Genomic DNA, 26,098 nt, shown 5'->3' with positions numbered 1-26,098 from the left:
CCATGATCGCGGTCAGTCCTCCCAAAGCCCAGTACAGCAACAGGACGACATGTCTCCCAAAGCAGGCAAAAAGCTCCTAGTCGACCGCTTCGCGTGCCGGATCAGGGGCGGTGTGTTGGCCGGTGCGGCGTCCGGCCCGAGCGAGCGGCAGCGTACCGGGTCGACGCACGTCGGCACTGTCGAAGATCGGCGAGCCGCCCAGTCGAAGGGCGTCCCTGACCTGCCCGATAGGGTGGCCCGGTGACCGAGCCCGCGCCTGTCGCCCGCATCGTCGTCCTCATCTCCGGCTCCGGGAGCAACCTCCAGTCGCTGCTGGACGCCGCCGCCGACCCCGCGTACGGCGCACAGGTCGTCGCGGTCGGCGCAGACCGCGACGGCATCGCGGGCCTGGACCGGGCCGACGCGGCGGGGGTGCCCACCTTCGTCGAGCGGGTCCGCGACCACGAGACCCGGGAAGGCTGGGACCGCGCGCTCACCGCGCACGTCGCGAAGCACCAGCCCGACCTGGTCATCTCCGCCGGTTTCCTCAAGTTGGTCGGCCCGCACTTCCTCGCCGCCTTCGGCGACCGCTACCTGAACACTCACAACACGCTGCTGCCGGCGTTCCCCGGCATCCACGGCCCGCGTGACGCTCTCGCCTACGGCGTGAAGCTGACCGGAGCCACCCTCTTCTTCGTCGACGCCGGCATGGACACCGGGCCGATCGTCGCGCAGGTCGCGGTGCCGGTGCTCGACGACGACGACGTCGACACGCTCACCGAGCGCATCAAGGAAGCCGAGCGACGCCAGCTCGTCGAGCAGGTCGGTCGGCTGGTCCGCGAAGGCTGGACCATCACCGGAAGGAAGGTCACGGTTCCGTGAGTCCCACTCAGGACGGGCGCCGCCCGATCAGGCGGGCGCTGGTCAGCGTCTACGACAAGACCGGGCTGGTCGAGCTGGCTCAGGCCCTGCACGCGGCCGGCGTGGAGATCGTGTCCACCGGCAGCACGGCGGGCACCATCGCCGCCGCCGGGGTGCCGGTGACGCCGGTGGAGACGGTGACCGGCTTCCCCGAGGTGCTCGACGGCCGGGTGAAGACCCTGCACCCGAAGGTGCACGCGGGCCTCCTCGCGGACCTGCGCAAGGACACCCACGTCGCGCAGCTCGACGAGCTGGGCGTGGCGGCGTTCGACCTGCTGATCTCCAACCTGTACCCGTTCCAGGAGACCGTCGCCTCCGGCGCCGACGTCGAGGAGTGCGTGGAGCAGATCGACATCGGCGGACCGGCCATGGTGCGCGCCGCCGCCAAGAACCACGCCTCGGTCGCCGTGCTCACCGACCCGGCCGCTTACCCGGCGCTGCTCGGCGCGCTCGCCGAGGGCGGCTTCACTGTGGCCCAGCGCCGCGCGCTGGCCGCCCGGGCGTTCGCCGACATCGCCGAGTACGACGTGGCGGTGGCCCGGTGGTTCGCGCAGGAGCTGGCACCCGCCGACGACTCGTGGCCGCGGTTCGCGGGGCTGGCGCTGCGCAAGTCGACAGCGCTGCGCTACGGCGAGAACCCGCACCAGCCCGCCGCGCTCTACACCGACCCGGACGCCCCGGCCGGGCTGGCCCAGGCCGAGCAGCTGCACGGCAAGGAGATGTCGTACAACAACTACGTCGACGCCGACGCCGCCTGGCGGGCCGCGAACGACTTCGCCGACCAGCCGGCGGTGGCGATCATCAAGCACGCCAACCCGTGCGGGATCGCAGTCGGCGCAGATGTCGCCGAGGCGCACCGGCTGGCGCACGCCTGCGACCCGGTGTCGGCGTTCGGCGGCGTCATCGCGGTCAACCGGCCGGTCTCGGTCGAGCTGGCCCGGCAGGTCGCCGAGATCTTCACCGAGGTGGTGGTCGCCCCCGCTTTCGACGAGGGCGCGGTCGAGGTGTTGCAGGGCAAGAAGAACATCCGGCTGCTGCGGGCACCCGCCTGGACGCCGGCGCTGGTGGAGGTGCGGCAGGTGACCGGCGGCGTCCTGGCCCAGGTCGCCGACCGGGTGGACGCCCCCGGCGACGACCCGGCCAACTGGCAGTTGGCGACCGGTGAGGCCGCCGACGACGAGCTGCTGCGGGACCTCGCGTTCGCCTGGCGGGCGGTCCGCGCCGTGAAGAGCAACGCGATCCTGCTGGCCAAGGGCGGCGCCACCGTCGGGGTCGGCATGGGTCAGGTCAACCGGGTCGACTCGGCGCAGCTCGCCGTCACCCGCGCCGGCGCCGACCGGGCCCGCGGCTCGGTCGCCGCCTCGGACGCGTTCTTCCCGTTCGCCGACGGCCCGCAGATCCTCATCGACGCCGGCGTCCGCGCCATCGTGCAGCCCGGCGGCTCCATCCGCGACGAGGAGGTCATCGAAGCGGCCAAAAAGGCGAACGTAACGATGTACCTGACCGGAACCCGCCACTTCTTCCACTGACCCTTCGACCCACCGCCTTCGACCTCGTCGGTTTCGACCCGCCTTCGACCTCGTCGATCATGAAGTTATTGCCCTGACACGCCGATGTGCAGGGCAATAACTTCATGATCAACGGTCGAGGCCGGGTTGGGGTCAGGCTGTGGTGGTGGGGCGGAGTTCGGCGAAGTGGCAGGCGGACGGGTGAGGGTCCGCTGCCCTCGGCACCGTCGCCGGGTCCTGGGTGGCGCAGATGTCCTGGGCCTTCCAGCAGCGGGTCCGGAAGTGGCACCCGCTGGGCGGGTCGGCCGGGCTGGGCACGTCGCCGACCAGCCGGATCATGTTGCGCTGGTCGCGGGCCTCCGGGTCCGGCACCGGCACCGCGGAGAGCAGAGCCTGGGTGTACGGGTGGGTGGCCCGCTCGTAGATCTCGTCCTCGGTGCCGATCTCGACGATCCGACCGAGGTACATCACCGCGACGCGGTCGGCGATGTGCCGCACCACCGACAGGTCGTGCGCGATGAAGATGTACGAGAGCCCCAGCTCGCCCTGCAGCTGCTTGAGCAGGTTGATCACCTGGGCCTGGATGGAGACGTCGAGCGCCGACACCGGCTCGTCGCAGACGATCACCTCGGGCTTCAGCGCGAGGGCGCGGGCGATGCCGATGCGCTGACGCTGACCGCCGGAGAACTGGTGCGGGTACCGGTTGATGTGCTCCGGGTTGAGCCCGACCAGGTCCAGAAGTTCCTGGACCCGCTTGGCCTTGCTGCCCTTCGGCGCGGCATCCGGGTGGATCTCGAACGGCTCGCCGATGATGTCGCCGACGGTCATCCGCGGGTTCAGCGAGGTGTACGGATCCTGCATCACCATCTGCATGTTGCGGCGCAGCCGGCGCAGCTCACCCCCGGAAGCCTTGAACAGGTCCCTGCCCTCCAGGGTGGCGCGCCCGGAGGTGGGCGTCTCCAACCGCATCAGCAGCCGGGCCAGGGTGGACTTGCCGCAGCCGGACTCGCCGACCACACCGAGCGTCTCGCCCCGGCGCAGCTCGAAGCTCACCCCGTCGACGGCCTTCACCGCCCCGACCTGCCGCTGGAACAGCACGCCCTGGGTGATCGGGAAGTGCTTCACCAGGTTGTCGACGGAGAGAATGGTCTCGCCGCGGACCTTCGTGGGGTTAGCGGGCGACGCTGTCATCACGGACCTCCTGCGCGAAGTGGCAAGCGCTGGTCCGGCCGTCGCCGAGGACCAGGTCGTGCGGCACCTCGTCCACGCAGACCTGCTGGACGTACGGGCACCGGGGGTGGAACGGGCAGCCGGACGGGATGCGCATCAGGTTCGGCGGCAACCCCTTGATCGTCGACAGCTCCTGGCCGCGAACGTCCAGACGCGGGATCGACTCCAACAAACCCTTCGTGTACGGGTGGGCGGGCGCCTTGTAGAGCGAGCGGACGTCGGCGTGCTCGACGATCCGGCCGGCGTACATGACCGCGATCCGGTCCGCGACACCGGCGACCACACCCAGGTCGTGGGTGATCAGGATCATCGCCATGTTGAGTTCCCGGCGCAGGTCGGCCAGCAGGTCCATGATCTGGGCCTGCACCGTCACGTCGAGAGCCGTGGTGGGCTCGTCGGCGATCAGCACCTTCGGGTCCAGCGCCAGCGCCATGGCGATCATGACGCGCTGCCGCATGCCGCCGGAGAACTGGTGCGGGTAGTCGCCGATCCGCTTGGCGGCACCCGGGATCTTGACCAGATCCATCAGCTCGACGGCACGCCGTCGAGCGTCGGCCCGGGACATGCCGCCGCGCTGACGCAGCGTCTCACCGATCTGCCAGCCGACCGGAAAGACCGGGTTGAGGGCGGAGAGCGCGTCCTGGAAGATCATCGCGATCTCCTTGCCGCGTACCTGCCGACGCTGCTCCTCGGAGCGGGTGAGCAGGTCCTCACCCCGGTAGAGGATCTGGCCGGAGCGGACGAACGCGGGCGGGGTGTCCAGGATGCCCATGATCGCCTGGGCGGTGACCGACTTGCCCGAGCCGGATTCGCCGAGCACGGCAAGGGTCTCGCCGGCGTCCAGGTGGTACGACACCCCGTTGATCACCCGGGCGACACCCTCGTTGGTGCGGAACTCGACGTGCAGGTCCCGCAACTCCAGCAGGTGACCGCCCTCGGGAGTGGCGGAGGCGGGAGTGGGATTGACGGTCATGATGATCTCACCGCAGCTTCGGGTCGAAGGCGTCACGGATCGCGTCGCCGAGCATGATGAACGCCAGCACGGTCAGTGCGAGGAAGGCCGACGGGACGATCAACGGGGTGGCCGCCTCCCGCATGTGGATCCGGCCGGTGTCGATGTCCTGCCCCCAGGAGATGGTGGGCGCCTTCAGGCCGATGCCGAGGAAGGAGAGCGTCGCCTCGGCCGCGATGAACGAGCCGAGCGCGATGGTCAGCACGACGATCGCCGGGGCCAGCGAGTTCGGCAGAATGTGCCGCCACATGATCCGGCCGTTGCCGGCGCCGAGCATCCGGGCCGCCGCGACGTAGTCCTGCTCCTTGGCGGTGATCACCGAGGACCGGACCACGCGGGCGGCGGTGGTCCACCCGAGGAGGGCCAGCACGAAGACGACCGCGCCGATCCGGGCCGCCTGGCTGTCGCTGGACACCCGCTTGAGCAGCACGATCGCGGCCAGCAGCAGCGGAATACCGAGCACCACGTCGATCACCCGGGAGAGCACCGCGTCGACCCAGCGGCCGAAGTAACCGGCCAACATGCCGACCACCAGCGCGATGATGCCGGTGCCGAGGGCGGCGAGCGCGCCGACCAGCAGCGAAGCCCGGGTGCCGTAGACCGCCCGGGAGTACGTGTCGCAGCCCTGGAAGTCGTACCCGAAGATGGCCCCGCCGGACGGCCCGGCGTGCTGCCGGGAGAGCAGGCAGTCGTTCGGGTTGTTGGCGGTGAAGACCCCGGGGAGCAGGGCCATCAGGGTGAAGATGACGACCAGCGCCAGCGAGATCCAGAAGATCGGGTTGCGGCGCAGGTCGCGCCAGGCGTCCCCGGCCAGGCTGCGGGGCTTGTTCGCGGCGCCGACCTGGTTGGGCGTGCCCGGCTCCCCCGAGGGGCCCCGTCGCGCGGCCTGGTTCTCGGTGGCCGCCACAGTTTCGAAGTCACTCATGCCAGCTCACTCATAGCGGATCCTCGGGTCGAGTACGGCGTACAGGACGTCCACCACCAGGTTCGAGACCAGGTAGACCACGACGAGCACGCTGACGATGCCCACCACCAGGGGGCCGTCCTCGGTGCGGATGCCGCGGAAGAGGTTGAAGCCCACGCCGGGGATGTTGAAGACGCCCTCGGTGATGATCGCGCCGCTCATCAGGTTGCCCAGTTCCACACCGAGGAAGGTGACCACCGGGATCAGCGAGTTGCGCAGCACGTGGACGACGACGATGCGTCGCTTGACCAGGCCCTTGGACCGGGCGGTCCGGACGTAGTCGGCGCGCAGGTTCTCCGCCACCGAGGCCCGGGTGAGTCGTAGGGCGGTGGCCAACGACAGCGAGCCGAGCACGATGCCGGGCAGCAGGAGCGCGTAGAACGTCGGGTCGGAGCCGGCGGTGGGTGGGAAGAGCTGCCACTTGACACCCAGGAAGTACTGCGCCAGTGGCGCCAGCACGATGGTCGGGATGCCCAGCACCAGCAGGGTCAGCACCAGCGTCGAGTTGTCGAAGATGCTGGCCCGACGGATGCCGGCGAGCACACCGGCGGTGACGCCGAAGATGATCGCCACAGCGAGCGCGATGAGCGCGAGCCGCACGGTGACCGGCCAGGCCTGCTGGAGGATGTCACCGATGTTCCGACCGGTGAGTGACTCGCCCAGGTTGCCCTGGAGCAGGTTCTTCACGTAGTCGAAGTAGCGGTAGAAGAAGCCGCCGACGCCCGTGGCGTCCAGGTGGTACTTCTCGGTCAGGTAGGCCCGTTGCGCTGGCGTCACCGGCCGTTCGCCGGCGAGCGCCTGGATCGGGTCGCCCTGCCCGGCGAATGTCAGCGCGTAGACGATCAGGGTGGTCCCGAAGAACGCCAGGACCATCTGCAGTAGGCGCCGCAGGATGTAGCGGAACATGCTTAGCAGTCTCTCCGGAAATGTGCGAAAGGGTCGCAGGACGGCATCTCTGGTCGTACCCGAAATATCCGAGACGCGCCGTCCGGCCCGGGGGAGCCGGCGCCACCGGGCCGGACCCGCTGCTGCGGTCCGGCCCCCGGTGGTGCGGTCCGGGCCACCCGGGCTTCGTCGCCCGGGTGGCCCGCACCATGCTCAGCTCAGCTGGCTGCTTCGATCTTGACGAGGTTGACCCGCTGGAACAGGTCCATCTCGACGTTCTTGACCTTGGACGAGTGGCCGAACACGTTCTCGCCGAAGCGGAGCGGGATCACCGGCATGTCCTTGGCCAGGATGTCCTCCGCCTGCTGGTACTTGGCGATCGCCTCGTCCTGCGTCTTGGCGGCGGAACCCTCCTTGACCAGCTTGTCGAACTCCGGGTTGCTGTAGCCGTAGTAGTTCGACGAGCCGTTGGTGCTGTACAGCGGGCCGAGGTAGTCCTCCATGGTCGGGTAGTCCATGACCCAACCCATCCGGAACGCACCCACCGGCGTCTTCTTCTCGACCTTGGTGAGCAGGTCGGCGAACTTCGGCTCGGCCGAACCCACCGCGTCGACACCCAGGTTGGTCTTGAGCTGGTTGACCGTGGCGTCGACCCAGTCCTTGTGACCGCCGTCGCCGTTGTACGAGATGACGATCTTCGAGGGACCACCGGCGGCCTGGTAGAGCTTCTTGGCCTCGGTCGGGTTGAACTCACCCGACTTGCCTGTGGTGTCGTCCCGGTAGCCCGGCAGCACCGGCGAGACGAAGGAGCGTGCCGGCGTCTGCGAACCCTTGAAGACCGACTTGGTGATCTCGTCACGGTCGATCGCCATCGAGATGGCCTTGCGGACGTCCGGCTTGCTGTAGTCCTTGTCGAACGTCGGGAACGCGAGGAACTGGAACGACGACATCGGGCTGGTCTTGTACCGGTCACCCAGGTCGCTCGGCGCGGTGCTCAGGCTCTCGGTCGGGATCGTCGGCAGCACGTCCAGGTTGTCCGCCAGGACGTCCGCGTAGGCCGCGGTGAGCTGCTGGTAGATCCGGAACTCGATGTTCTTGACCTTGGGCTTCTCGCCCGGGAAGGCGTCGTAGCGCTCGACGTCGATCTTGCTGTCGTGCTGCCAGGTGCCCTTCATCTTGAAGGGGCCCTGCCCGATCGGGGCCTGCTCGTAGGAGTCCTTGAGCACGCCCGGAGCCGAGAACGCGGCGTCCGGCATCGGGAAGAACGCGTTGTAGCCCAGCGTGGTCTTGAAGTCGATGTACGGCTCGGAGAGCGTCACGGCGAAGGTGAGGTCGTCGACCTTCTTCAGGCCGGACATCTCCTTGGCCTTCGGCGCCTTGCCCTGCAGGTCGGCGTAACCAGCGATCTTCTCGAAGAAGGGGTTGGTGTCCTGGCCGTTGGGGCCGTACGCGCCGTAGTTCCACGCGTTGATGTAGCTCTGGGACGTGACCTTCTCACCGTTGTGGAAGGTGTAGCCGTCCTTGAGCTTGATCGTCCAGACCTTGTTGTCGGACGAGGTGACCGACTGCGCGGCGACCTCGTACGGCTTGTTCTGGGCGTCGTAGTCGACGAGCGGGCTGAACAGGCCGGCGATGACCTGCGAACCGGACGTCTCGGTGGTGTTGGTGGGAACCAGGTGCTTCGGCTCGGCGATCTGGATGCTGACCACCGAACTGTCGCTGCCACCGGATCCACCGTCTCCGCCGCTGCCGCAGGCCGCGAGGCCCAGCGTCACCGCGAGCGGGAGGGCGGTCCAGGCGGCGAGTCTACGAACTCGCATTGAGCCTCCTCATCTCCTCACGCTGCGCAGTCAGGCCCGACGCTGGGTTTACGCTGCGCAACAAGCGGTAACGGTAGGTCGGTGACGGGTCTTCGACAACGACGCGGTTGCGGGTGGGTAACGGTCCGGGGTTGATTCGGTTGTCGGGGGCGGGTGAATCTGCTACCCCAAACCGGACTCATTGACGTGGCCTGCTGAAATCCCGGCGCTCGACGGTACGTTCGACCTCCTCCCGGTCGTGTCGGCGCCGCCTGGGGTGGCCGTCCCTTCTCCGTGGATACGGCCTGGCCTGTCTGGTTCGACAGTGACCGAATCCATAAATCGTCACAGAAAGTGACTAGCAACACCTCACGTACGGTTACTCCAACGGCTCGTCCGGCGGCCGCCCCACCGCAGTGGAGCGGCGGACGGTCCGCAGCGAGGTCGTCTGATCCGCAGGCGGTGGCCGTGAGACGATCTGGTCGTGACGGCGACGCTTCTGGACGGCAAGGCAACCGCAGCGGAGATCAAAGACGAGCTGCGCATCCGGGTGAAGGCACTGGCGGAACGCGGCATCATCCCCGGGCTCGGCACGGTGCTGGTCGGGGCGGACCCGGGCAGCCAGGCGTACGTCAACGGCAAACACCGCGACTGCGCCGAGGTGGGCATCGCCTCGATCCGCCGCGAACTGCCCGCCGACGCCACCCAACAGCAGGTCGACGACGTACTGGCCGAGCTGAACGCCGACCCGGCGTGCCACGGCTACATCGTCCAGCTGCCGCTGCCGGCCCACCTCGACACCCAACGGGTGCTGGAGTTGATCGACCCGGACAAGGACGCGGACGGCCTGCACCCGGTCAACCTGGGTCGGCTCGTGCTCGGCTACGACGGTCCGCTGCCGTGCACGCCGCGCGGCATCGTCGAGCTCCTCCGCCGGCACGACGTGGCGCTGCGCGGGGCCACCGTCGCGGTGGTCGGTCGCGGCAACACGGTCGGCCGACCGCTCGGCCTGCTGCTCACCAGGCGCAGCGAGAACGCCACCGTCACCCTCTGCCACACCGGCACCCTCGACCTCGCCTCGCACACCCGCGCCGCCGACATCGTCATCGTCGCGGCCGGCGTACCGGGTCTGCTCACCGCCGACATGATCAACCCCGGCGCGGTGGTGGTGGACGTCGGCATCACCCGCGTCATCGGAGCCGACGGCAAGGGCCGCTACACCGGCGACGTGGACCCGGAGGTGGCCGAGACGGCCGGCGCGCTGGTCCCCATGCCCGGCGGCGTGGGCCCGATGACCCGGGCCATGCTGCTCAGCAACGTCGTCGAGCGCGCCGAGCGCGGCTGAACCGGACGCCGACGACGTCGGTGACGTTCGCCCCATCCCGGCGACGGCCGCCGCCCCTGCCCTGTTCGGTGCCAGGATGACTGATACGGTCCGGAAAACCGACTGGTATCAGGGAGTGGGACGACCATGGGTAAGAAGGTCACTGTCGTCGGGGCTGGCTTCTACGGCTCCACCACCGCACAGCGCCTGGCCGAGTACGACGTCTTCGACACCGTAGTGATCACCGACATCGTGGAGGGCAAGCCCGCAGGCCTCGCGCTCGACCTCAACCAGTCCCGGGCCATCGAGGGCTTCGAGACCAAGGTGGTCGGCGTGACCACCGGCCCCAACGGTGAGGGCTACGAGAGCATCGAGGGCTCCGACGTCGTCGTGATCACCGCTGGTCTGCCGCGCAAGCCCGGCATGAGCCGGATGGACCTGCTGGAGACCAACGCCAAGATCGTCCGCCAGGTCGCCGAGAACGTCGCCAAGTACGCCCCGAACGCCGTCGTCATCGTGGTCTCCAACCCGCTGGACGAGATGACCGCGCTGGCCCAGCTCGCCACCCAGTTCCCGAAGAACCGGGTGCTCGGCCAGGCCGGAATGCTCGACACCGCCCGGTTCAGCAACTTCGTCGCCGAGGCGCTGAACGTGCCGGTGGCATCGGTACGCACCCTGACCCTGGGCTCGCACGGCGACACCATGGTCCCGGTGCCGTCGAAGAGCACCGTCAACGGCAAGCCGCTGCGCGACGCCATGCCGGCCGAGCAGATCGAGGAGCTGGTCGTCAAGACCCGCAACGGTGGCGCCGAGGTGGTCGCGCTGCTGAAGACCGGTTCGGCCTACTACGCCCCGTCCGCTGCCGCGGCTCGGATGGCGAAGGCCGTCGCGGAGGACTCCGGCGAGGTCATGCCGGTCTGCGCCTGGGTCGACGGCGAGTACGGCATCTCCGGTGTCTACCTGGGTGTCGAGGCCGAGATCGGCGCCGAGGGCGTCAAGCGGGTCGTCGAGACCGACCTGGACGCCGACGAGCGCGCCAGCCTCCTGGAGGCCGCCGAAGCCGTCCGCGCCAAGCAGGGCGACATCTCCAGCATGTAGTTTCCCGAACCACAGCATCAGCGAAAGGGCGCGCCGGCTCTGCCGGCGCGCCCTTTGCCGTCCACCCCCACCGAGCCAGTCCACCCCACCCCACCAACCCCCACCCGCCCCGTCCTGGCCCTGGCCCCCGCCCTGGCCCTGGCCCCCGCCCTGGCCCCGATTGATCAAGAGGTTTGCGTCAGGAATCGCGCTCGTGGTGACGCAAACCTCTTGATCAACGAAGAGGGGGCGGCGGTGGTGGGACGCTGTGGCCGGTCGGGTGGGGTGGAGCGGAGGTCGGGTGGGCGCAAGCAACGTCGGGGATGTTGCCGCCTTGCGGGCTCTGGAGGCAGCACGTGCGCTGTTGTTGCGTGGATCTTCCATCGAGATCGTGCTCGATCCTGGTGGTAGTGGTCTCCCAGGCTCGCGTTACCCCTCTATCCAGGATCGAGGGCCTTGCTCGACCGCTCCGATGGGTGATCCCTGCGCGGCACCCCGTCGATCATGAAGTTGTTGCCCTCCGGATCGGCGTGTCGTGGCGATAACTCCATGATCGATGCGGTGTGGGGGTGCGGCGGACGATTACGAGGGGCTGGTGAAGGGGGTGCCGAGGTGGGGGGTGGCCAGGACGGTGGGGAGTGGGTGCGCAGGGCGGTCAGCCGGGAGGTGCGGGCGAGTTCCGGGTCTTCCTCGTGGGCGTACGCCAGGTCGGGGTCGACGAGTTGCACCATGTGCACCAGCAGGTCCCCGGTGAGCAGCATCCGCTCGTCGGCCGAGGTCAGGAGCACCGACTGGTGACCGGGCGTGTGGCCGGGGGTGGGCAGCAGTCGTACCGCCGGGGTGAGGGCGGTCTCGCCGTCGACCACCCGGAGCTGGCCGGCGGCGCGCAGGGGCGCGATGAGGCCGGCCGGCAGCCCGGGGTTGAGCGTCTCCGCCGCGTCGATCTCGGCGCGCTGGACCAGGTAGCTCGCGTTCGGGAAGTACGGCCGCCCCGGCGTGCCGGTGACCGCCCAGCCGATGTGGTCGCTGTGCAGGTGGGTCAGGACGACGGTGTCGACGTCGGCGGGGTCGATGCCGGCGGCGGCCAACTCGGCGGGCATCCGCCCCGGCACGGGCGCCCAGCTCGCGGCGGGTGCGTCGGCCGGGCCGATCCCGGCGTCGACAAGCGTGACCGGCCCGTCTCCGGCGCGGATCGCGAAGCTGCGGAACGGCAGCCACCATCGCCCGTCGGCGGTCACCGAGCCGGGATCGCGCCGGTCGGCCTCCGCCCAGTGCGCCGCCGTGGCCTGCGGAAACGCCTCCGTGCGGGGCTGAAAGAAGGCACCCTCACCGTCGGTGAGCGCGGTGACCGTGATAGACCCGAGGGTGCGGCTCAGTGGCATCGGACGATGATTCCAGGGCATTCCTGTTCCGCGCAGCCCGGTTTCGCCGGCCGGTCGAGGCCGGCTGGGGGCTGCCCGCCCAATTGCAGTACGCTCGTACTGCTTGAGCACGTGTCCCCCGAGAGGAGCGCCGGCCGATGGCGAAGATCAAGGTAAACAACCCGGTCGTAGAACTCGACGGCGACGAGATGACCCGGATCATCTGGAAGCAGATTCGGGAGCAGCTGATCCTGCCCTACCTCGACGTCGACCTGCACTACTACGACCTGTCGATCCAGTACCGCGACGAGACCGACGACCAGGTCACCATCGACGCCGCCAACGCCATCAAGGAGCACGGCGTCGGCGTCAAGTGCGCGACCATCACCCCGGACGAGGCCCGGGTCGAGGAGTTCGGCCTGAAGAAGATGTGGCGGTCGCCCAACGGCACCATCCGCAACATCCTCGGCGGCGTCGTCTTCCGTGAGCCGATCATCATGTCCAACGTGCCGCGGCTGGTCCCCGGCTGGACCAAGCCGATCATCATCGGCCGGCACGCCCACGGTGACCAGTACAAGGCCACCGACTTCGTCGTCCCCGGCCCGGGCACGGTGACCATCACCTACACCCCGGCCGACGGCGGCGCGCCGATGGAGATGGAGGTCGCCAACTTCCCCGGCGGCGGCATCGCCATGGGCATGTACAACTACGACGAGTCGATCCGGGACTTCGCCCGGGCGTCGTTCCGGTACGGCCTGGACCGCAACTACCCGGTCTACATGTCCACCAAGAACACCATCCTCAAGGCGTACGACGGTCGGTTCAAGGACATCTTCGCCGAGGTGTTCGAGGCCGAGTTCAAGGCCGAGTTCGACGCCGCCGGCCTCACCTACGAGCACCGGCTCATCGACGACATGGTCGCCGCCGCGCTCAAGTGGGAGGGCGGCTACGTCTGGGCCTGCAAGAACTACGACGGTGACGTGCAGTCCGACACCGTCGCGCAGGGCTTCGGCTCGCTGGGTCTGATGACCTCTGTCCTGCTCTCCCCGGACGGCCGGACCGTCGAGGCCGAGGCCGCGCACGGCACCGTCACCCGGCACTACCGGCAGTACCAGAAGGGCGAGAAGACCTCGACCAACCCGATCGCGTCGATCTACGCCTGGACCCGGGGCCTGGCCCACCGGGGCAAGCTGGACGGCACCCCGGCGGTCACCGAGTTCGCGAACACCCTGGAGCAGGTCATCATCGACACCGTCGAGGGTGGCCAGATGACCAAGGACCTCGCGCTGCTCATCTCGCGCGACGCCCCGTGGCTGACCACCGACGAGTTCATGAACGCGCTCGACGAGAACCTGGCCCGCAAGATCGCCGCCTGATCCAGGCGTACCGCGTCATCGGAGCCCGCCGGCATCTCAGCCGGCGGGCTTCGGCGTGTCCGGCACCGCCTCGTGCCGGCGGGCTTCGGCGTGTCCGGCACCGCCGCGCCGGCTGGCGTCACTGCCCCCGGCGCGCCTCGTTGACCAGGATGGACGAGATGCCAGTCGCGTCCAGGAAGGTTGACCACGGTCGACCCGCGGCACCCGTGCGCCGATCAGCCAGCCTTCCCGGCTGTGCCGTGCACAGCCAGCCGTCCCTTCCCTGCGGGGGGCCCTGTCCCGGGCCCCCCGCGCCCTGTTTCCCGCCAAGCCCATGCGGCACCGCACAACACCGCGCCGCACAACACCGCGCCGCGCCGCACAACACCGCGCCGCGCCGCACACGCCCTGCCAAGCCAAGCCGTGCCACGCCGAGCTCAGGCCCCGCGCGCCGCAGGGCTGCTCAGGCGGCGCGCAGCAGGTCGGCGGCGCGTTCCGGTGCGATGTCGTTGATGAAGACGCCCATCCCGGATTCGGAGCCCGCCAGGTACTTCAGCTTGTCCTTCGCCCGCCGGATGCTGAACAGCTGAAGGTGCAGGTGGCCCAGCTCGCGGTCGACCCGCACGGGAGCCTGGTGCCAGGCCGAGATGTACGGCATCGGCATGTCGAACAGGCCGTCGAATCGGCGCAGTAGATCCAGGTAGAGCGGCCCGAAGGCGTCCCGCTCGCTGTCGCTGAGCGCCGGGATGTCCGGCACCACGCGGTGCGGCGCGACGTGCACCTCGAACGGCCAGCGGGCGGCCGCCGGGACGAACGCCGTCCAGTGTTCGTTCTCGGTGACCACCCGGTCACCGGTGGCGCGCTCGGCGGCCAGCACGTCCGCGTACAGGTTGCCTCCGCCGGTCCGCTCGGCGTGCCGGCGTGCCGCGGCCAGCAGCGCGCGGGTGCGCGGCGTCACGAAGGGGTACGCGTAGATCTGGCCGTGCGGATGGTGCAGCGTGACGCCGATTTCAACGCCCCGGTTCTCGAAGCAGAAGATCTGCTCGACGCCGGGCAGCGCGCCGAGCACCTCGGTGCGGTCGGCGAGGGCGTCCAGCACGGTGCGGACCCGGCGCGGGGGCAGGCTGGCGAAGGAGGCGTTGTGATCCGACGTGAAGCAGACCACCTCGCACCGGCCGAGGCCCGGCCGAACCGGTGTGAACGGGGTGATCTCGCCGGGCTCCTCGGCCACCCGACCGCTCAGCGACGGGAACCGGTTCTCGAAGACCACCACGTCGTAGTCGGGTGCGGGGATCTCGGTCAGCCGGTCGCCCACCGACGGGTCGAGAGGGCACTCGTTCGCCGGCGGGAGGAAGGTGCGGGTCTGCCGGTGCACGGCGACCGCCACCCACTCGTCGGTCAGCGGGTCGTAGCGCAGTTGCGACGCGGGGGGCGGCGGCGGCAGGTCCCGGCGGTCCGGCTGGTCGCGGACCGCGTCGTCGCGCTCGTCGAAGTAGATCAGCTCCCGGCCGTCGGCCAGGTCGATCGCGGTGCGCTTCACGGCGCCGTCCCCTCAGTTGTCGGCGTGCGCGTTCCGCGGCCCGCCCCTGTCGCCTTGACCATGATCAGTTCGCCCACCTTCTCGCCGAGTACCCGTCGTGCGGGTGGAGGCAACCGGTCGTCGCTGACCAGTACGTGGGCCGCCGTCAACCCGACGATCGAAGAGATGCCGACGGTGCCCCACTTGCTGTGGTCGGCGAGCACCACCAGCTGGTCCGCCGCCGCCACGAGCGCCCGATCGGTCTCCGCCTCCATCAGGTTGGGGGTGGTGAAGCCGGCCCGTTCGGTGATGCCGTGGACGCCCAGGAAAAGCAGATCCAGGTGCAGTGAGCGGACGGCCCCGACCGCGAGCGGACCGACCAGCGCGTCCGACGGTGTGCGTACGCCGCCGGTGAGCACCACCGTCTGGTCCGGGCGGCCACCGGCGTGCATGATCTCGGCCACCGGCAGCGAGTTGGTCACCACTGTCAGCTCGGGCACGTCCACCAGCCGGCGGGCCAGCTCGGCGGTGGTGGTGCCGGCGGAGAGCGCGACCGCCGCTCCCGGCCGGACCAGCTGAGCCGCCCGGTCGGCGATGGCGGCCTTCTCCGGCAGTTGGCGGACCGACTTGGCGCGGAAGCCCGGCTCGTCGGTCGAGCTTGGCCCGGTCATGGTGGCGCCGCCGTGCACCTTGGCCAGCAGGCCGCGCTCGTGCAGCGCGTCGAGGTCACGCCGGATGGTCATGTCGGAGACGCCGAACTCGCCTGCCAACTCGCTGACCCGGACGCCGCCGGTCGTGCGGACCCGCTCCAGGATGGCCGCCTGCCGCTGCTGAGCGAGCATCAGCCGTGCCTCCCCGAGCGTTCCGTACCCTCACGCGGTCAAACGTGTTCCAACAAAGGTGAACACTAGCGCGGGTCGCTCAGCGGCGAGAGGAACGGGTACGGCGACGCCTCAGGCGGTGGCGATCTTCAGCTCCACCCAGCCGGTCTCGGTCAGGTGGTGCAGCACGGCCTGCACCGCGTCCGCCACGCTCAGGTCGGTGGTGTCGAGCACCAGATCGGCGTCGGTCGGCTCCTCGTACGGGTCGTCGATGCCGGTCATCCCGGTGAGTAGGCCGGCTCGCGCCCGCGCGTACAGGCCCTTGCGGTCCCGCCGCTCGCACACCTCCAGCGGAGTGGCCACGTGCACCAGCACGAAACCCGATCCGGCGGCGAGGGCCATCTCCCGGGCGGTGGCCCGGGCCGCCGCGTACGGGGCGATCGGACAGCAGATGCCCACCCCACGGTGCCGGGCGATCTCGGCGGCCACCCAGCCGATCCGCCGGACGTTGAGATCCCGGTCGGTCTTGCTGAAGCCCAGCCCGGCGGAGAGTTCCCGACGCACCACGTCCCCGTCGAGCAGGGTCACCGTGCGGTCGCCGCTCTCCCGTAACGCGTCCGCCAGCCCCCGGGCGATCGTCGACTTGCCGGAGCCGGAGAGACCGGTCAGGAAGACCACCAGCCCTCGCTGCCGACGCGGCGGCCGGGCCCGGGCCAACTCCCGTGCCACGGCGGGCGGCGTGTGCCACTCCGGTAGCGGGAAGCCCCGGTCGAGCAGGTCGTCGATCTCCGGCTGGGTCAGCGCGAGCCGGCGGTTACGCGGCGGGATGTCCTCCCGCCACCGCCACTGCCCGTCGCGGTTGTCGTAGGCGAGTTCGCGCGGCACCAGCACCCGCAGCCCGGCGCCGGAGAGCATCTCTCCGGTGGAGAGCAGGTGGGTGACCCCGTACGCGGCCGAGACCCGGGCGCGCAGCAACGCGTCGCTGATCTCCTCGCGTCGGTGCGACAGTGGCACCGCGATCAGGGTGGCGGGCGGCATCCGGTCCCGCGCGGCGAAGATCGAACGGACCAGCGCCTCCGGTGGGAGCCCGTCTGCGCCGCCCTCGCCGACCGGGATCATCACGAGCAGATGAGCGGCCAGGGTACGGGCGGCATGGGCGATCTGGGCGAGCTGAGGCCGATGCAGCGGCCGATCGGCGATCACACCGAGCACCCGGCCCGGGGGCAGCAGCGCGCGGACCTCCTCCGGGTTGCGCCGCAGTCGCTGGAACGGACCGTGCCCGCCGTCGCCCAACCGCCGAACCTGGCCGCCCACTCCCGCCACGCCCTCGCGGACCGGCCAGACGTCGGCCACGTCCAGGGCCGCCGCCGGGGCGCCCTCCCCGTCGGTCAGCACGAGCGCCCGCCGGGCGGGGTCGCGCGGGTCGAAGCTCTGCGCCAGGGCGGCCGGCACCTGGAGAACGACCGCGACCTGCCACGGTGTGCCGTCCGCCAGCCGGCCGCGTCGGCTCACCGAGACCAGGTCGGCGCGGGTCATGAAGCCGGTCAGCGGGGCGTACGCGCCGGTCAGCAGCAGCTCCAGATCCGCGAGCTCACCGGGACGTGGCGTGTACGCCGGTGCGTCACGCAGCACCTCGTCGGGCAGCACCCAGCCGTTGCTCATCCACACCCCCCACTCGCTGACCGGCACACAGTTTCGCAGCCGACCGCCCATCGGTCGAGAGCGCCACTCCAGGACCCAGGCGGGCGGATCAGCGCTTGATCCGCCGGCCTACCGCCGACCGCACCCGGTTCCACACCTTCCGCTGGTCGCGGATCCGGGGCCGCGATCCGTCGGCCCGGCAGATGAACACCAGCGGCAGTCGGGCGTCCTCGGTCCAACCCACGTTCGTGATCCGGACCTTGAGCTGCCAGCTGCCTCTGGTCCGGCCCCCGTTGAGGGCGGCGAAGTCGATCGTGGCGGTGGCCCGGTGCACCAGGTGGACGGTGTCCGCTCCGGTCGTACCGGTGATCCGCTCGGTCTCGAAGGTGTTCGGAAGAAAGATCTCGGTGCCGGTCTCCCGGTGGCGGGCCACCAGGTCCAGGCGGGCCTTACGCACCTGCGCGGTGGCGTCGAGCACCTCGGGGGCGATCTCGTCCATCGGGAGCACCAGCACGTCGCGGCCGTCGTCGGTGCGGAAGCCGACTGGCTGGTCCTCCGAGCGCAGCTCGGCGGCGAGGGTCACCGTGACAGCGTGGTCCGCGTGCTGGAGCTCGTCGATCTTGCCGTGCGCGGCGATGCCCGCCTCCCAGGCGGCCAGCTTGCGCAGGTCGGCGACGCGGCCCCGCTCCGCCAGGTACGCCACGGCCCGCAGCAGGGGCGGCAGGCCGGCGGCGACGCCAGGGGCGAAGCGGTCCTGGATGATCTTCTGGACCTCCAGCGCGACCTGCTCCAGCCACGCCTCGTCGGCCTCGAGTGCCCGCTTGCCGCGCAGGCGGCTGATCATCTCGTTGCGCAGCCAGCGTCGGTGCAGCCGGTCCCGCAGCGGACCGGGCTCGGTGTGCGCGTCGACGATGTCCAACGCCTCCCGCACGGCCCGGTAGTAGCTCGTCGGCTCCAGCGGACCCGCGGTGACGTTGCGCGCGTCGGTCCGGTGGACGTGGTGGTAGCAGACGTAGTCGGACAGCACCGAGGTGTGCCGGCTCAGGAAGTAGGCCCGCACGACCATCGCGTGGTCCTCCAGCCGACGCTTCCCGCCCTCCGGAAACCGCAGATCGTGCTCGTTGAGGAACGCGCGCCGGAACAGCTTGTGACAGGTCAGGCTGTCGATCAGGGGCGAGTTCGCCAGGGTGGCGTCGAAGCGGTTCTTGCGGAACAGCTCCCGCGGCACCGGGCGCCCGTACCCGGCCATCTTCCCCACCACGATGTCGGCGTCGTTGGCCTTCGCGCAGGCGTAGAGCCGCTCCAGTGCCTCCTCGGCGAACCAGTCGTCGTCGTCGGCGAAGAAGACGTACTCGCCGCGGGCGTGTTCGACGCCGAGGTTGCGCGGACGCGACGGCCAGCCGGAGTTCTCGATGTGCAGCACCCTGATGTGGGGGTGCTGGGCGGCCAGCCGGTCCAGCCGCTGCGCGGTGTCGTCGGTCGAGCCGTCGTCGACGAAGATGGCTTCGAACTCGTCGGTGGGCAGTGACTGGCGCAGCAGCGAGGCGGCGAGCTTCTCGATGTGTCGGCCGCTGTTGTACGCCGGCACGACGACGCTCACCTTGGGGACGCCCACCTCGGCCATCAGGATTCCTCCCGCGTCGTCGGTCGATCACCGGGCGGCTCGATGCCTGGTGAACGGGAGGTGAATGGTGTCACCCTGGACGGGTCTTTCCCAAGGCGGGGTCGGGTCGAGCGCGGGACCGGCGCAAACGTCACCGGAGCCGCGGCGGGGGACCTTAGGGGTCCGGCGGGAAAAGGATCAGGGGAGTGCCGGGGGCGTGCCGGTGTCCCTGCTGGGCATCGACTCCCTACGCTGGGCCCGTGACACTGATCGCGACCCAGTCGCTCACCAAGACGTACGGAGGTCGGGTCACCGCGTTGGCCGACCTCACCGTCGCCGTCGAGCCCGGGATCATCGGCCTGGTGGGCGCGAACGGCGCCGGCAAATCCACGTTGATCAAGATTCTGCTCGGCCTGATCGCACCGACCAGCGGTCAGGTCTCGGTGCTCGGCATCGACCCGACCGCAGACCCGGCGGCTGTCCGCAGCCGCGTCGGCTACATGCCGGAACACGACTGCCTCCCACCGGACCTGTCCGCCGCCGAGCTGGTCACCCACCTCGGTCGGATGAGCGGCCTGCCCCGCACCGCGGCTCGCGAGCGGGCCTCGGAGGCGCTGCGGCACGTCGGGCTCTACGAGGAGCGCTACCGCCCGGTCGGTGGCTACTCGACCGGCATGAAGCAGCGCGTCAAGCTGGCCCAGGCGCTGGTGCACGACCCCGACCTGCTGTTGCTGGACGAACCGACCAACGGCCTGGACCCGGCCGGCCGCGACGCCATGCTGGCCCTGGTACACCGGATCGGCACCGAGTTCGGCATCTCCGTGCTGGTCTGTTCGCACCTGCTCGGCGAGGTGGAGCGGATCTGCGACACGCTGATCGCCATCGACGGCGGCCGGCTGCTGCGCGCTGACAACATCTCCGCGATGACCACGGCCACCGACGTGCTCGCCGTGGAGGTCAGCGAGGGCACCGAGGAACTCGCCGCCCGACTCGCCGAGCTGAAACTGCCGGTCGCCCGGGACGGGCGACTGCTCCTCGTGCCGCTCGCCGACGACGGCACCTACGACCTGATCCTCGGTGCGGTCGCCGAACTGGACCTGCCACTGCACCGACTGGACCAGCGCCGGCACCGGGTGGCCGAACTCTTCGCCACGAGGGAGCTCACTCATGCCTGAGCCGTCCACCGCCGCCGTGCGCTCCACGCCGACCGGTGTCATCCACGACATCGGTTACCAACGCTACGAGGGCCCGAGGCTCGGCCGCCGGCAGGTCTTCGGCGCTCTCTACGGGCACGGTCTGCGCACCGCGTTCGGTCTCGGCCGCAGCGCCAAGGCCAAGATCTTCCCGTGGCTGGTGGTCGGCATCGTCAGCCTGGTCGCGGTGGCCCTGGCCGCGATACGCAGCCAGATCGGCGAGCCGGTGGCCACGTACGCCCAGTTCGCCGACGCGATGAGCTGGCTGGTCATCTTCTTCGTCGCGGTCGTCGCCCCGGAGCTGGTCTCCCGGGATCTGCGCAGCGGCGTGCTGCCGCTGTACTTCTCCCGGCCGCTGCCGCGCTCCGACTACGCGTTGGCCAAGCTGCTGGCGCTGGTCACCGCCCTCTGGCTGCTGCTCGGCGGGCCGCAGCTACTGATGTTCCTGGGTGCCGCGTTCACCACCAAGCAGGGCATGCGCGGGGTGTGGAACGAGCTGCTCGACCTGCTTCCCGGGCTGCTCTACGCCGGGCTGTGGGCGGTGGTCTTCGCCTCGGTCGGCCTGCTGGTCGCGTCAATGACCGGTAAGCGTGCCTTCGCCGCCGGCGGCGTGGTCGCGGTCTTCCTCATGACCACCCCCATCGTGGGCGTGCTGAGCATCCTGCCGTCGCGTGCCGCCAACGAGCTGGCCGGGCTCGCCTCACCCTCCACGCTGGTTCAGGGGGTGGGCATCTGGTCCCTGGGTGACCTGCTGGTCGAGGGCGATCCGGGCGAGATGATGATCGGCGGGTTCGGCCCGGTCTACGCCCTGGCCGCGGTGCTGCTGGTCGCCGGCGCGACCGCCCTCCTACTGGCCCGCTACCGGAAGGTCGCCTCATGAGCACGCTGAGCCTGACCGGGGTGTCCCGGTGGTACGGCAACGTGGTCGCCGTCAACGACATCAGCATGGCCCTCGGCCCGGGCGTGACCGGGCTGCTCGGCCCGAACGGCGCCGGCAAGACCACGCTGCTGCACATGATGGCCGGTTTCCTCTCCCCGTCGCGTGGCACCGTCACCCTCGACGACGAGCCGACCTGGCGCAACCCCGACGTCTACCGGCGGCTGGGGCTGGTCAGCGAGCGGGAGGCGGTGCAGGGGTTCCTCACCGCCTACGAGTTCGTGCTGGCCAGCGCGAAGCTGCACCGGCTGCCCGATCCGGCGGCCGCGGCCCGACGGGCGATCGATCTGGTGGAGCTGGAGTCGGCGCAGGACCGCCGGATCGGCACGTACTCCAAGGGCATGCGCCAGCGTGCCCGGGTGGCCGCCGCGATGGTGCACGACCCGCAGGTGCTGCTGCTCGACGAGCCGTTCAACGGCATGGACCCGCGCCAGCGGCTGCACATGATGCAGCTGCTGCACACCCTGGGTGACGCTGGCCGGACGATCCTGTTCAGCTCGCACATCCTGGAGGAGGTCGAACAGGTCTCCGGGACGGTGCAGGTGATGGTGGCCGGCCGGTTGGCCGCCTCCGGCGACTTCCGGACCATCCGCCGGTTGATGACCAACCGCCCGCACGTCTTCGCGGTGCGCTCCACCGACGACCGGGCGCTGGCCGTCGCGCTGATCGCCGAGGCGTCGGTGAGTGGGGTCGAGTTGGACCCGACCGGCTTGACCGTGCGGGCCGGCGACTACGGCGCGTTCACCCGGGCGCTGCCCCGGATCGCGCTGAACAAAGGCATCCGGGTACGGCAGCTGGTGCCGTCCGACGAGTCCCTGGAGAGCGTCTTCTCCTACCTGGTGGAGGCCTGACATGTCGACAGTTACCTGGATCACCGCGCGCGGGTTGTTCGGCCGACGTCGCTTCCTGCTGCTGCTGCCGCTGCCGTTGGTGCTGCTCGGGCTGGCCGTGCTCTGCCGGTCGCTGGGGGTGGACCCACGCCAGTGGGGGCCGCCGGTGCTGGTCGGCCTCGGGCTGGCCGTGGTGCTGCCGGTGGTCGCGCTGATCATCGGCACCGGCGTGCTGGGCGCCGAGATCGACGACGGCACCGTGGTGCACATCCTGACCAAGCCGCTGCCGCGCTGGCAGATCGTGCTGCCGAAGCTCGCGGTGGCCGCCGGGGTCACCGCGCTCACGGTGGCGGTGCCGCTCTACGTCGCGGGTGTGCTCGCCGATTCGGTACGCCTCGGACTGGGACTCGCGGTCGCGGGGGCGCTCGGCGCGCTGGCGTACTCGGCGCTGTTCCTGGCGCTCAGCCTGGTCACCAGGCGACCGGTGCTGCTCGGGCTGGTCTACGTGCTGATCTGGGAGGGGCTGCTGGGCAACTTCGTCAGCGGCACCAAGGTGCTCTCCATCCAGCAGTACGTGATCGCCCTCGCCGACCGGATCGCCCCCACCGGGCTGCTGGAGACCAGCGTGTCGGTGCCGGTGGCGTCGGTGATGACCGCGCTGGTCAGCGTCGGCTTCACAGTGCTCGCCATCGACCGCCTGCGCTCGTTCAGCGTGGCCGGCGAGACGAGCTGACAACGGTGCGTGCCGCTGTTCCGGCCAGCCCCCGCGCGGCGGTAGGGCTGGCCGGATGGACCGGTCGGGCCACCTCGGGCCAGGCTGGTGGGCGTGAGCGTCGAAGCGGAGCGGACGTCGTTGGCTGAGCCGTATTCCCGGAGCAGCCGGCCGTGGCTGACCAGCCTTGCCGTCGCCGGGCTGGCCTGTGCCACGGTCGCCACGGCGGCTCAGGGCAGCGGCAAGTTCCACTGGTGGGCGGTCTTCATCCTGATCCCGGCCGCGCTGATCGCGGCCAGCGGTGGGCCGTTGCTGGCTCGCGGGGGCGGCCGGGCCTTCGCCGGCTACATGCTCGCCTGCGTCGGCACGATCGTCTTCGCGGTCGGCGCGCTGCTGATGTTCGGCGTGATGGGGCGAGGTTGGCCGCTCCTGGTGGTGCTGCCCTGCCTGGCGGTGGCCGGCACCTACTGGTGGCGGGCGGCCCACCCGCTGGTCCGCGGCCTGCACCGGGCCGTGGCGCTGCTCGCGCTGACCGGCGCGCTGCTCGGCCTGACCCTGCAACTGATCCGGGTGGATCTGATCCACCTGAAGACCGGTTGGTGGGGCGCCTTCCTGATGCTGGCCGGGGCCATCGTGCTGGGCAACGCGGGGGAGCTGACCCGGCACCGGATGCCGTACCGCCTCCAGGCGATCACCCTGCTGGTGGGGCCCGCCGTGATCGCGTTCCTGCTCGGGCTGCGTTTCCTGCGCGGCTGGTAAACCCCCGGTTCGCCGCCGCCCGCTCGGGCGGCGGCGAACCGGCGGGTCAAAAGGCGCAGGCGATGACCAACTCCGGGGTACGGTCCGGGAGCAGGTCGAGTTTGCCGATCCGGCCCGCCGCCCGTAGGTCGTCGGCGACCAGCGTCAGCTGCTCCAGCAGCGCCGCCGGGCCGAGCGCCTCCGCCAACGGCACCTCCGCCTTCATCGACAGCTTCCGCTCCGATTTGGCCCGTCGCACCTGGCTCAACGCGTCACCGGCGAGCCGCAGCAGCGCCGGGTCGCCTGAGCCGCCCTCCATCGTCCGGGCCACCTCGTAGGTGGTGGGCCAGGGCGCCTTGTGCACCGAGCCGTACCGCCACCACGACCAGATCTCCTCGGTCACGTACGGCAGCACCGGCGCGAACAACCGCAGCTGCACCGAGAGCGCCGAGGCCAGCGCCGCCCGGGCGGAGTCAGCCGCCGCGCCGGTGCCGTAGGCCCGCTCCTTGACCAGCTCGATGTAGTCGTCGCAGAACCGCCAGAAGAACGCCTCGGTGACCTGAAGGGCCGCCGTGTGGTCGTACGCGTCGAAGGCCGTGCCGGCAGCGGTGACCACGGTGGCCAGCTCGGCGAGCATGGCCCGGTCCAGTGGTGCGGTGGCCGACAGCTCCAGGTCGCGGCGTGGCGTCAGACGCGCCGAGCTGGAGTTGTCGTACGGGGCGCGCAGGGCGTCGGCGGCGCCCAGCCCGAGCGCGAACTTGGACGCGTTGAGCAGTTTGGTGGCCAGTCGGCGGCCGACCTTGATCTGCGCCGGGTCGAAGGCCAGATCCATGCCGGGCTTGCCGCTGGCCGCCCAGTACCGCACCGCGTCGGAGCCGTGCTGCTCCAACAACGCCAGCGGGGTGACCACGTTCCCCTTGGACTTGGCCATCTTCTTGTGGTCCGGGTCGAGGATCCAGCCCGAGAGCACGGTGTCCCGCCAGGGCAGCACCCCGTGCTCGAAGTGCGAGCGGACCACTGTGTCGAAGAGCCAGGTCCGGATGATCTCCTGCCCCTGCGGACGGAGGTCCATCGGGAAGACCCGGGCGAACAGGTCCGGGTCGGTCTCCCAGCCACCGATGATCTGCGGGGTCACCGAGGACGTGGCCCAGGTGTCCAGAACGTCCGGGTCGCCGATGAAGCCGCCCGGCCGGCCGCGTTGCGACTCGTCGTAACCGGGTGCCGGGTCGCTCGACGGGTCGACCGGCAGCGCGGACTCGTCCGGCGTGAGAGGGTGGGACCAGTCCGGCTCGCCAGTGTCGTCGAGCCGGTACCACACCGGCACCGGCACGCCGAAGAAGCGCTGACGGCTGACCAGCCAGTCCCCGTTGAGGCCGCCCACCCAGTTGTCGTAGCGGTGTTTCATGTGTGCCGGCACCCAGTGCAGTTGCTCGCCCCTGCCCAGCAGCGTGGCTCGCAACGCCTCGTCCCGGCCGCCGTTGCGCAGATACCACTGTCGAGTCGACACGATCTCCAGTGGCCGGTCGCCGCGTTCGTAGAACTTGACCGGGTGGGTGATCGGACGCGGCTCGCCGATCAGGTCACCGGCGTCGGCCAGCATCCCGACGATCTCCCGGCGGGCGCCGTTGACGGTCTGCCCGGCCAGCGCCGCGAACGGTTGGGCCGGCACCCCGTGCGGCGGTTCGGGGAGCAGCCGACCGTCCCGACCGATCACCACCCGGGTGTCCAGCCCCAGCTCGCGCCACCAGGTCACGTCGGTGAGGTCACCGAACGTGCAGACCATCGCCACACCGGTGCCCTTGCCGGGCTCGGCGAGGGGATGGGCGTACACCGGCACGTCGACGTCGAACAGCGGACTGCGCGCGGTGGTGCCGACCAGGTCGGCGTACCGCTCGTCGTCGGGGTGGCAGACCAGCGCCACGCAGGCCGGTAGCAGCTCCGGCCGGGTGGTGTCGATGAGCACCTCCCGCCCGTCGGCCGCGGTGAACCGCAGCCGGTGGTAGGCGCCGGGGCGCTCCCGGTCCTCCAGCTCCGCCTGGGCGACGGCGGTGGCGAAGCCGACATCCCACAGGGTCGGCGCCTCCGACTGGTACGCCTCGCCGCGGCGCAGGTTGCGGACGAACGCCCGTTGGCTGGTGGTCCGGGCGATCCGGCCGATGGTCGTGTACGTCAGGGACCAGTCCACCGACAGCCCGAGCCGTCGCCACAGCGCTTCGAAGGCCTGCTCGTCGGTGACCGTCAACCGTTCGCACAGCTCGATGAAGTTGCGCCGGGAGATCGGGGTGGGGTCGCGGCGGGCCGCGTCGTCGACCGGAGCCGCCGGTGGCCGCCACACCGGGTCGTACGGCAGGGCCGGATCGCAGCGCACCCCGTAGACGTTCTGCGCCCGGCGCTCGGTGGGCAGGCCGTTGTCGTCCCAGCCCATCGGGTAGAAGACGGACTTGCCGCGCATCCGCTGGTACCGCGCGGTGGTGTCGGTGTGCGTGTACGAGAAGACGTGCCCCATGTGCAGCTCGCCCGATACGGTCGGCGGTGGGGTGTCGATCGAGAACACGTCGCTCCGCTGCTTCGAGCGGTCGAACGCGTACGTGCCTTCCTCCTGCCAGCGGCGTGCCCAGCTCTCCTCGAGCCCGTCCAGGGTCGGACGCTCGGGAACGCCGGCGCGGGCCGTCCTCGCCGTATCGGTCAT

Annotated in this window: 21 protein-coding genes; 10 read left to right on the top strand and 11 right to left on the bottom strand. The window is 70.4% G+C overall.

The features are described from left to right. Nucleotides 1–240: 240 nt before the first annotated feature. Entirely contained in the window at nt 241–861 is a 621-nt protein-coding gene (gene purN / locus ACZ6NZ_RS13665) for a phosphoribosylglycinamide formyltransferase (protein ID WP_465858502.1), read from the top strand. Beyond that, nucleotides 858–2,429, top strand: coding sequence for a bifunctional phosphoribosylaminoimidazolecarboxamide formyltransferase/IMP cyclohydrolase (gene purH / locus ACZ6NZ_RS13660; RefSeq protein ID WP_465858501.1), 1,572 nt, complete (start codon nt 858–860; stop codon nt 2,427–2,429). Before purN ends, purH begins: the two co-directional genes overlap by 4 nt. Nucleotides 2,430–2,561: 132 nt before the next feature. Here purH and ACZ6NZ_RS13655 read toward each other — a convergent pair whose 3' ends face one another. The 5 genes from ACZ6NZ_RS13655 to ACZ6NZ_RS13635 all read right to left on the bottom strand — a co-directional run bounded on the left by ACZ6NZ_RS13655 (nt 2,562) and on the right by ACZ6NZ_RS13635 (nt 8,319). Further along, nucleotides 2,562–3,599 (bottom strand): ABC transporter ATP-binding protein, encoded by a 1,038-nt coding sequence (locus tag ACZ6NZ_RS13655; RefSeq protein WP_465858500.1) that lies wholly within the window; start codon nt 3,597–3,599, stop codon nt 2,562–2,564. After that, the gene (locus ACZ6NZ_RS13650; protein ID WP_465858499.1) at nt 3,580–4,611 is read right to left on the bottom strand and encodes an ABC transporter ATP-binding protein; all 1,032 of its coding nucleotides are present in this window, start codon (nt 4,609–4,611) and stop codon (nt 3,580–3,582) included. Before ACZ6NZ_RS13650 ends, ACZ6NZ_RS13655 begins: the two co-directional genes overlap by 20 nt. 7 nt (nt 4,612–4,618) lie before the next feature. After that, on the bottom strand, nt 4,619–5,575 hold the full coding sequence (locus tag ACZ6NZ_RS13645) for an ABC transporter permease (protein WP_366612042.1): 957 nt from the start codon (nt 5,573–5,575) through the stop codon (nt 4,619–4,621). Nucleotides 5,576–5,581: 6 nt separating this feature from the next. Beyond that, nucleotides 5,582–6,520, bottom strand: coding sequence for an ABC transporter permease (locus tag ACZ6NZ_RS13640; RefSeq protein WP_238658631.1), 939 nt, complete (start codon nt 6,518–6,520; stop codon nt 5,582–5,584). Between the two features lie 197 nt (nt 6,521–6,717). Beyond that, the gene (locus tag ACZ6NZ_RS13635; RefSeq protein ID WP_465858498.1) at nt 6,718–8,319 is read right to left on the bottom strand and encodes a peptide ABC transporter substrate-binding protein; all 1,602 of its coding nucleotides are present in this window, start codon (nt 8,317–8,319) and stop codon (nt 6,718–6,720) included. A 463-nt stretch (nt 8,320–8,782) separates the two neighbouring features. Between ACZ6NZ_RS13635 and ACZ6NZ_RS13630 the strand changes: the two genes are divergently transcribed. Together ACZ6NZ_RS13630 and ACZ6NZ_RS13625 are read left to right on the top strand one after the other, a co-directional pair. Continuing rightward, nucleotides 8,783–9,643, top strand: a complete 861-nt coding sequence (locus tag ACZ6NZ_RS13630) for a bifunctional methylenetetrahydrofolate dehydrogenase/methenyltetrahydrofolate cyclohydrolase (protein WP_465858497.1) — start codon at nt 8,783–8,785, stop codon at nt 9,641–9,643. Between the two features lie 126 nt (nt 9,644–9,769). After that, the gene (locus ACZ6NZ_RS13625; protein ID WP_112583765.1) at nt 9,770–10,720 is read left to right on the top strand and encodes a malate dehydrogenase; all 951 of its coding nucleotides are present in this window, start codon (nt 9,770–9,772) and stop codon (nt 10,718–10,720) included. A gap of 416 nt (nt 10,721–11,136) precedes the next feature. On the opposite strand, the gene ACZ6NZ_RS13620 is transcribed toward ACZ6NZ_RS13625, so the two are convergent. Continuing rightward, nucleotides 11,137–12,081, bottom strand: a complete 945-nt coding sequence (locus ACZ6NZ_RS13620) for an MBL fold metallo-hydrolase (RefSeq protein WP_465858496.1) — start codon at nt 12,079–12,081, stop codon at nt 11,137–11,139. 137 nt (nt 12,082–12,218) lie between these two features. Between ACZ6NZ_RS13620 and ACZ6NZ_RS13615 the strand changes: the two genes are divergently transcribed. Continuing rightward, nucleotides 12,219–13,436, top strand: a complete 1,218-nt coding sequence (locus ACZ6NZ_RS13615) for an NADP-dependent isocitrate dehydrogenase (protein WP_366607695.1) — start codon at nt 12,219–12,221, stop codon at nt 13,434–13,436. A gap of 442 nt (nt 13,437–13,878) precedes the next feature. On the opposite strand, the gene galT is transcribed toward ACZ6NZ_RS13615, so the two are convergent. The 4 genes from galT to ACZ6NZ_RS13595 form a co-directional block, all read right to left on the bottom strand. Next, the gene (gene galT / locus ACZ6NZ_RS13610; RefSeq protein ID WP_465858495.1) at nt 13,879–14,955 is read right to left on the bottom strand and encodes a galactose-1-phosphate uridylyltransferase; all 1,077 of its coding nucleotides are present in this window, start codon (nt 14,953–14,955) and stop codon (nt 13,879–13,881) included. After that, nucleotides 14,952–15,776 carry a DeoR/GlpR family DNA-binding transcription regulator gene (locus tag ACZ6NZ_RS13605; protein WP_465858494.1) on the bottom strand — a complete coding sequence of 275 codons (825 nt, stop codon included), beginning with the start codon at nt 15,774–15,776 and terminating at the stop codon, nt 14,952–14,954. The genes galT and ACZ6NZ_RS13605 overlap by 4 nt, the downstream gene beginning before the upstream one ends. Nucleotides 15,777–15,887: 111 nt before the next feature. Then, nucleotides 15,888–17,417, bottom strand: coding sequence for an adenylyl-sulfate kinase (gene cysC / locus ACZ6NZ_RS13600; RefSeq protein WP_366607701.1), 1,530 nt, complete (start codon nt 17,415–17,417; stop codon nt 15,888–15,890). A gap of 88 nt (nt 17,418–17,505) precedes the next feature. Continuing rightward, a complete protein-coding gene (locus tag ACZ6NZ_RS13595; protein WP_465858493.1) occupies nt 17,506–19,020 on the bottom strand; it encodes a glycosyltransferase family 2 protein in 1,515 nt (504 codons plus the stop codon). A gap of 239 nt (nt 19,021–19,259) precedes the next feature. Here ACZ6NZ_RS13595 and ACZ6NZ_RS13590 point away from each other — a divergent pair, with 239 nt between their 5' ends. The 5 genes from ACZ6NZ_RS13590 (at nt 19,260) to ACZ6NZ_RS13570 (ending at nt 23,430) form a co-directional block, all read left to right on the top strand. After that, entirely contained in the window at nt 19,260–20,174 is a 915-nt protein-coding gene (locus tag ACZ6NZ_RS13590) for an ABC transporter ATP-binding protein (RefSeq protein ID WP_238681676.1), read from the top strand. Next, the gene (locus tag ACZ6NZ_RS13585; RefSeq protein ID WP_366607705.1) at nt 20,167–21,072 is read left to right on the top strand and encodes an ABC transporter permease; all 906 of its coding nucleotides are present in this window, start codon (nt 20,167–20,169) and stop codon (nt 21,070–21,072) included. The genes ACZ6NZ_RS13590 and ACZ6NZ_RS13585 overlap by 8 nt, the downstream gene beginning before the upstream one ends. Further along, the gene (locus ACZ6NZ_RS13580) at nt 21,069–21,980 is read left to right on the top strand and encodes an ABC transporter ATP-binding protein (protein ID WP_366607707.1); all 912 of its coding nucleotides are present in this window, start codon (nt 21,069–21,071) and stop codon (nt 21,978–21,980) included. Before ACZ6NZ_RS13585 ends, ACZ6NZ_RS13580 begins: the two co-directional genes overlap by 4 nt. 1 nt (nt 21,981) lies before the next feature. Further along, nucleotides 21,982–22,692: an ABC transporter permease gene (locus tag ACZ6NZ_RS13575; RefSeq protein ID WP_366607709.1), complete on the top strand. Its 711-nt coding sequence runs from the start codon at nt 21,982–21,984 to the stop codon at nt 22,690–22,692. A 93-nt stretch (nt 22,693–22,785) separates the two neighbouring features. Further along, nucleotides 22,786–23,430: a hypothetical protein gene (locus ACZ6NZ_RS13570; protein WP_465858492.1), complete on the top strand. Its 645-nt coding sequence runs from the start codon at nt 22,786–22,788 to the stop codon at nt 23,428–23,430. 46 nt (nt 23,431–23,476) lie between these two features. Here ACZ6NZ_RS13570 and valS read toward each other — a convergent pair whose 3' ends face one another. Further along, the gene (valS, locus tag ACZ6NZ_RS13565) at nt 23,477–26,098 is read right to left on the bottom strand and encodes a valine--tRNA ligase (protein ID WP_465858491.1); all 2,622 of its coding nucleotides are present in this window, start codon (nt 26,096–26,098) and stop codon (nt 23,477–23,479) included.

Source organism: Micromonospora sp. NPDC047756, from assembly GCF_055587245.1.
This window is presented reverse-complemented; position numbering and strand designations above follow the sequence as displayed.

What these genes read in the sequence shown, in the direction of transcription:
- ACZ6NZ_RS13640 (WP_238658631.1), bottom strand. Translation starts at nt 6,520, where the DNA reads ATGTTCCGCTACATCCTGCGGCGCCTACTGCAGATGGTCCTGGCGTTC.
- ACZ6NZ_RS13625 (WP_112583765.1), top strand. Translation starts at nt 9,770, where the DNA reads ATGGGTAAGAAGGTCACTGTCGTCGGGGCTGGCTTCTACGGCTCCACC.
- cysC (WP_366607701.1), bottom strand. Translation starts at nt 17,417, where the DNA reads ATGAGCAACGGCTGGGTGCTGCCCGACGAGGTGCTGCGTGACGCACCG.
- ACZ6NZ_RS13620 (WP_465858496.1), bottom strand. Translation starts at nt 12,081, where the DNA reads ATGCCACTGAGCCGCACCCTCGGGTCTATCACGGTCACCGCGCTCACC.
- ACZ6NZ_RS13585 (WP_366607705.1), top strand. Translation starts at nt 20,167, where the DNA reads ATGCCTGAGCCGTCCACCGCCGCCGTGCGCTCCACGCCGACCGGTGTC.
- ACZ6NZ_RS13615 (WP_366607695.1), top strand. Translation starts at nt 12,219, where the DNA reads ATGGCGAAGATCAAGGTAAACAACCCGGTCGTAGAACTCGACGGCGAC.
- valS (WP_465858491.1), bottom strand. Translation starts at nt 26,098, where the DNA reads ATGACCGATACGGCGAGGACGGCCCGCGCCGGCGTTCCCGAGCGTCCG.
- ACZ6NZ_RS13605 (WP_465858494.1), bottom strand. Translation starts at nt 15,776, where the DNA reads ATGCTCGCTCAGCAGCGGCAGGCGGCCATCCTGGAGCGGGTCCGCACG.
- ACZ6NZ_RS13580 (WP_366607707.1), top strand. Translation starts at nt 21,069, where the DNA reads ATGAGCACGCTGAGCCTGACCGGGGTGTCCCGGTGGTACGGCAACGTG.
- ACZ6NZ_RS13595 (WP_465858493.1), bottom strand. Translation starts at nt 19,020, where the DNA reads ATGGCCGAGGTGGGCGTCCCCAAGGTGAGCGTCGTCGTGCCGGCGTAC.
- ACZ6NZ_RS13645 (WP_366612042.1), bottom strand. Translation starts at nt 5,575, where the DNA reads ATGAGTGACTTCGAAACTGTGGCGGCCACCGAGAACCAGGCCGCGCGA.
- ACZ6NZ_RS13635 (WP_465858498.1), bottom strand. Translation starts at nt 8,319, where the DNA reads ATGCGAGTTCGTAGACTCGCCGCCTGGACCGCCCTCCCGCTCGCGGTG.
- ACZ6NZ_RS13650 (WP_465858499.1), bottom strand. Translation starts at nt 4,611, where the DNA reads ATGACCGTCAATCCCACTCCCGCCTCCGCCACTCCCGAGGGCGGTCAC.
- ACZ6NZ_RS13575 (WP_366607709.1), top strand. Translation starts at nt 21,982, where the DNA reads ATGTCGACAGTTACCTGGATCACCGCGCGCGGGTTGTTCGGCCGACGT.
- ACZ6NZ_RS13655 (WP_465858500.1), bottom strand. Translation starts at nt 3,599, where the DNA reads ATGACAGCGTCGCCCGCTAACCCCACGAAGGTCCGCGGCGAGACCATT.